This window comes from Polaromonas sp. P3_C2 (assembly GCF_056402675.1).
The window spans coordinates 1-3,933 of sequence record NZ_JBFUGX010000402.1 but is presented as its reverse complement, the minus strand read 5'-3'; the positions used below and the strand labels follow the sequence as shown (position 1 = coordinate 3,933).

The window sequence follows — 3,933 nt, the reverse complement described above, 5'->3', positions numbered from 1 at the left end:
GACCCAATAGGAACATGCGCGAGCAGCTATCGAATTGATAGCCCCGGAATGCGCGAATTAGTAGCCCGGCAGCTCCGGCATGCCCGGCTAAGCTTGGCCGGTTCTTCATGCGAACGATATTCCAGCAAATATTTCAACAATATTTTCCCCAACGTGAATCCTTTTGCCCGCATGACCTCTCCTTGCAGCGATGCCGCGGTTTTGACGGCAGCTAAAGGAAAGTTCATGTTCTATCGCAAAAATGTGGGGCCCAAAGAGCGGTGGGCGCGTGGTGTGTCCGGCGCCTTGATGGTCGTTTGCGGCCTGCTGGTGCTGGGTGTGACGCCGCTTGGTTTGCTCGCGGCCTGCGCCGGCGTGGTCGCAGTGCTGACAGGGCTGTTGGGTTTTTGCCCGGCTTGCGCCATGGTGGGCCGCAAGCTGGAAAAGCCGGGCCCTTGGTGATGGCCATTGAAACGGCGCTTTTTGCCGCAGCGCAGGCCGGTGACCCGGCCGCGCTGGCTTCGCTGCTGCGGCAGCTGCAGCCCGATGCCCGCCGTTACGCCCGCTACCAATGCCACCGCGGCTCGGCCATCGAAGACGTGGTGCAGGAGGCGCTCATCATCATCTACCGCCGCGTCGGCACCGTGCGCGACGCCGCAGCCCTGGGCGGCTGGATGTTCAAGATCATCGCGCGGCTGTGCATGCTGCCGGCGCTTGCGCTGATGCGCGGCACCCAGGCGCTTACCGACTACGACAAGGACCAGTACTTTGCGCAGATGCCGCAGGACGAACTGCGCATCGACCTGGTCCGTGCGCTGGAGTCCCTGCCGCTGATGTACCGCGAGGTGGTTTTGCTGCGCGACATGGAGCAGCTCACCATCACCGAAATAGCGCAGCGCCTGCAGCTCACCCGCGAAGCCACCAAAAGCCGCATTCACCGGGCGCGTGCGATGGTGCGTGAATACCTGCGGCCTGATGGAGCTGTCCGCGTGAAGACCGGTGCATGACGCCGCTTCACCGTCATGGATTCCTTGCGATCAGCAGGAGAGGGTAGTTATGGCCGCATGTGATGGGGTTCTCTGGCAAGATAAGTGGAGGCAAGCCGCCAGGCCTCAGACCTTCCACTGGCCCTGGCTTCATTCACACCTTCTGGAGACACCATGGACATTGCCCGCAAAGCACTTGCCGCTTTCACCATGGCCGCCGTGCTGGCCTGCGCATGGCTGGCGCCGCTGGATGCCCCCGCCATGCGGCAGGTGGATGCCGGCCTGAAAAGGGCGCTGCTGAGTTTTGCCACGGCCAGGCTGCTCAACGGCGTGATTTCGGTGGCGCAGGGGACCGAAGCTTCGGTGCAGCCTTTCGGCGTGGGTGTCACGTTTGCGCCGGGGCAAATCCTGGATCCGGTCAACGACCTGGTGGAGCAGTTTTCGCATTTGATGCTGGCGGCCAGTGTCGCGTTCGGCGTTCAAAAAGCCTTGATCAGCATCGGCAGCTACTGGCCGGTATCGCTGGCGCTGAGTGCCACGGTGCTGGGCTGGTGGTGGTGTTACCTGCGCAGGCCGCACGTGCCTTTGTGGCTGTCAAGGCTGCTGGTGATCCTGCTGATGCTGCGCTTTGCGGTTCCGGTGGTCACGCTGGGCACCGACATACTGTGGCAAAAATTCCTCGCGGCCGACTACGCCGCCAGCCAGCAATTGATCGACAGCGCCACCGGCAAGGCCAGCCAGCTCAATTCGCCGGCTGCCGCAGCACCCGACAACCGCGGCCTGGTGGACAGCCTGAAAGACTGGCTGGCAAAAAACGGCGATGTGACAAAACACTTCGAGAACCTTAAGCGGGCGGCCGAGCAGGCCACCGAACACATCGTCCGGCTCATTGTGATTTTTGTGCTGCAGACGCTGGTGATCCCCTTGCTGCTGTTGTGGGCCCTGTACGGTTTCGTCAGGCAGGTGTTGCTGGGGCAGCGCTGGCAAAGGCGGCCGGCAGCCTCCACCCTATGTTGATGCGCGAGGGTACCGGCGCATCCGGTTCGTGCATCAAATCGGCCGTTTGATCAATAAGGACAAGCGCAAGAAGCTCCTAATTTGATAGCGAATGCAGTGGGATGTCCTGGTCCTGCGCCAGCTTGTCCAGCTCCTTGCGCGTCTTGCCCAGAAGCCAGGCCTCAATAGCCGCATGCATGGCGGGCGCAAACATGGCCTTCATGCTGGAGGCCGCCATACCAGCCGCCGCGCACAGGCTCGCGGCAAAGTGCGGCTCCAGCGCGGCGAGTGCCACGCGCCCGTCCTTGCAGCGGTAAACGCGGTAGCCCGCATGTCCGCCGCCCACTGCCGCGCCGGGCTGGGTCAGTCCCCAGGCGCGGGGCAGGGCCAGGTAAGCCGCTGCGCCGGAAAGGGCCACTTCCAGAAAAACACCTTTGCCCTTCGCCCGCTGGTGCATCACGGCCTGCAGCACGGCTGCGCCGGCCATCAGTGAGCCGCCCATGTCGGCGTACAGCGTGGCGGGCAGGTCCACACCGGTGATCAGGTCGTTCTGCGCGAGGTAGGTGAGGTCGTGGCCCGGCTCGTCAGCCCGTTCCCCCGGACTGCCGACGATGGCGACCTGGCTCAGGTGCGGGTGCTGTTTGTGCAGTGCTTTCCATGTCAGCCCCAGCTTGGCCAGCGCCGCCGGCCTGAACGACGTGAGCAGCACATCGGTTTGGGCCAGTTCGCGGTGCAGCAGTGTCTGGCCGCGTTCGGTTTTCAGGTCGGCTGTGGCGATGCGCACACCCGCATGCAGGGTTGCATAGGCGGTGGGGTTGTAGAGCTTCATCGGGTCACCCGATGCGCCGGCCGGCGCGCCTTCGTGCGGCGGAGGTTCCAGCTTCATGCAGCGGGCGCCCATCTCGCGGCAGCGCATCAGGGCGGCCGGGCCCGGCAGGTTGAGCGCCAGGCTCAGCACGCGCACGCCCTTGAGTGACTGCATCGGCTGGAGCGCTTTGGCGGGGTTGGGTTTGGAGGGTGAGGGCGGCATGGAGGTCACTGTGAACGGGTGGGGGCCGCAAAGCGTCGGGCACCGGGCGGTTGTGGGGTCAATTTACCTCAAACCCTTGAGTGGCGGCTTCACAGGTGTCATTGCCGGTTGGTTGGAGGGGAAGAAAATTTCTGTTTTATGACTATTAATTATTGTTTAACAGTAATTAATCTGAGACACTGGAAGCCTTTAAACAAGGCAAAGAGGTGCTCCCTTGAAAAATACGGCAACTCCCATGGCCCCCGCCGGGCCGGATGTTCAGGGTATTAGCAGCGTGCTGGCCTGGGCTTGTGCCTTGCTGGCGGTGGCATTGCCGCTGGCGGTGGCTTACCACCTGCTCAGTACGCCCGTTGAAAGCCTGTTGTTGCGCGCCGGGGTTGTGTTGTCGGCATCGCAGGCTGCGGCGCTTGACGTCACGCTGGCCCAGAAAAGCTTTGCTGCCTTGTTGGGCGTGCTGCCGGTGTGCTGCGCGTCGTACGGGCTGGTGTGTGCCATGCGCTGCTTCTCCGGCTTTTCGCAGGCCGAATATTTCAGTGTGCGCACTGTCAAATACCTGCGCGGTTTTGCCGCCRGTATTTTTGCGTCGGTGGTGGCCAGCGTGGTGTCTTCAACGCTGATCACCCTGGTGCTGACATCCGGCGCACCGGCCGGCCAACGTGCGCTGTCCCTGGGCATGGGCAGCAATGAACTGCTGACGCTGCTGTTTGCCGGCATGGTCTGGCAAATCGCCGCCGTGATGGCGCGGGCAGTGGCACTGGCCGAAGAGAACGCGCAGTTCGTCTGACTCTTTCGCCGATCACAGATCACCGCTTGCCGCATGCCCATCGTTGTCAAGCTCGATGTGATGCTGTCTGAACGCAAGGCCAGGTCCAAAGACCTGGCCGCGTATGTCGGCATCACCGAAGCCAACCTGTCCTTGCTCAAGCAGGGCAAGGTCAAGGG

6 protein-coding genes are annotated in these 3,933 nt (G+C 62.9%); 5 read left to right on the top strand and 1 reads right to left on the bottom strand.

Annotated features, from left to right (window positions below):
* Positions 1-225 precede the first annotated feature (225 nt).
* The 3 genes from AC1DWI_RS15955 (at position 226) to AC1DWI_RS15945 (ending at position 1,982) form a co-directional block, all read left to right on the top strand.
* Positions 226-441, top strand: a complete 216-nt coding sequence (locus AC1DWI_RS15955; RefSeq protein WP_477725195.1) for a YgaP family membrane protein — start codon at positions 226-228, stop codon at positions 439-441.
* Positions 441-986 (top strand): RNA polymerase sigma factor, encoded by a 546-nt coding sequence (locus AC1DWI_RS15950; protein ID WP_477669621.1) that lies wholly within the window; start codon positions 441-443, stop codon positions 984-986. The genes AC1DWI_RS15955 and AC1DWI_RS15950 overlap by 1 nt, the downstream gene beginning before the upstream one ends.
* Positions 987-1,139: 153 nt before the next feature.
* Positions 1,140-1,982, top strand: a complete 843-nt coding sequence (locus AC1DWI_RS15945) for a hypothetical protein (RefSeq protein WP_477669399.1) — start codon at positions 1,140-1,142, stop codon at positions 1,980-1,982.
* A gap of 76 nt (positions 1,983-2,058) precedes the next feature.
* Here AC1DWI_RS15945 and AC1DWI_RS15940 read toward each other — a convergent pair whose 3' ends face one another.
* On the bottom strand, positions 2,059-2,991 hold the full coding sequence (locus AC1DWI_RS15940) for a CoA transferase (protein ID WP_477669400.1): 933 nt from the start codon (positions 2,989-2,991) through the stop codon (positions 2,059-2,061).
* Positions 2,992-3,205: 214 nt separating this feature from the next.
* Between AC1DWI_RS15940 and AC1DWI_RS15935 the strand changes: the two genes are divergently transcribed.
* Together AC1DWI_RS15935 and AC1DWI_RS15930 are read left to right on the top strand one after the other, a co-directional pair.
* Positions 3,206-3,775 (top strand): DUF2975 domain-containing protein, encoded by a 570-nt coding sequence (locus AC1DWI_RS15935; RefSeq protein WP_477725194.1) that lies wholly within the window; start codon positions 3,206-3,208, stop codon positions 3,773-3,775.
* 33 nt (positions 3,776-3,808) lie between these two features.
* A partial coding sequence (locus tag AC1DWI_RS15930; protein ID WP_477725196.1) for a helix-turn-helix domain-containing protein occupies positions 3,809-3,933 on the top strand: 125 nt, incomplete at its 3' end.

Coding starts and splice junctions, on each gene's coding strand:
- AC1DWI_RS15955 (WP_477725195.1), top strand. CDS start 226: ATGTTCTATCGCAAAAATGTGGGGCCCAAAGAGCGGTGGGCGCGTGGT.
- AC1DWI_RS15950 (WP_477669621.1), top strand. CDS start 441: ATGGCCATTGAAACGGCGCTTTTTGCCGCAGCGCAGGCCGGTGACCCG.
- AC1DWI_RS15945 (WP_477669399.1), top strand. CDS start 1,140: ATGGACATTGCCCGCAAAGCACTTGCCGCTTTCACCATGGCCGCCGTG.
- AC1DWI_RS15940 (WP_477669400.1), bottom strand. CDS start 2,991: ATGCCGCCCTCACCCTCCAAACCCAACCCCGCCAAAGCGCTCCAGCCG.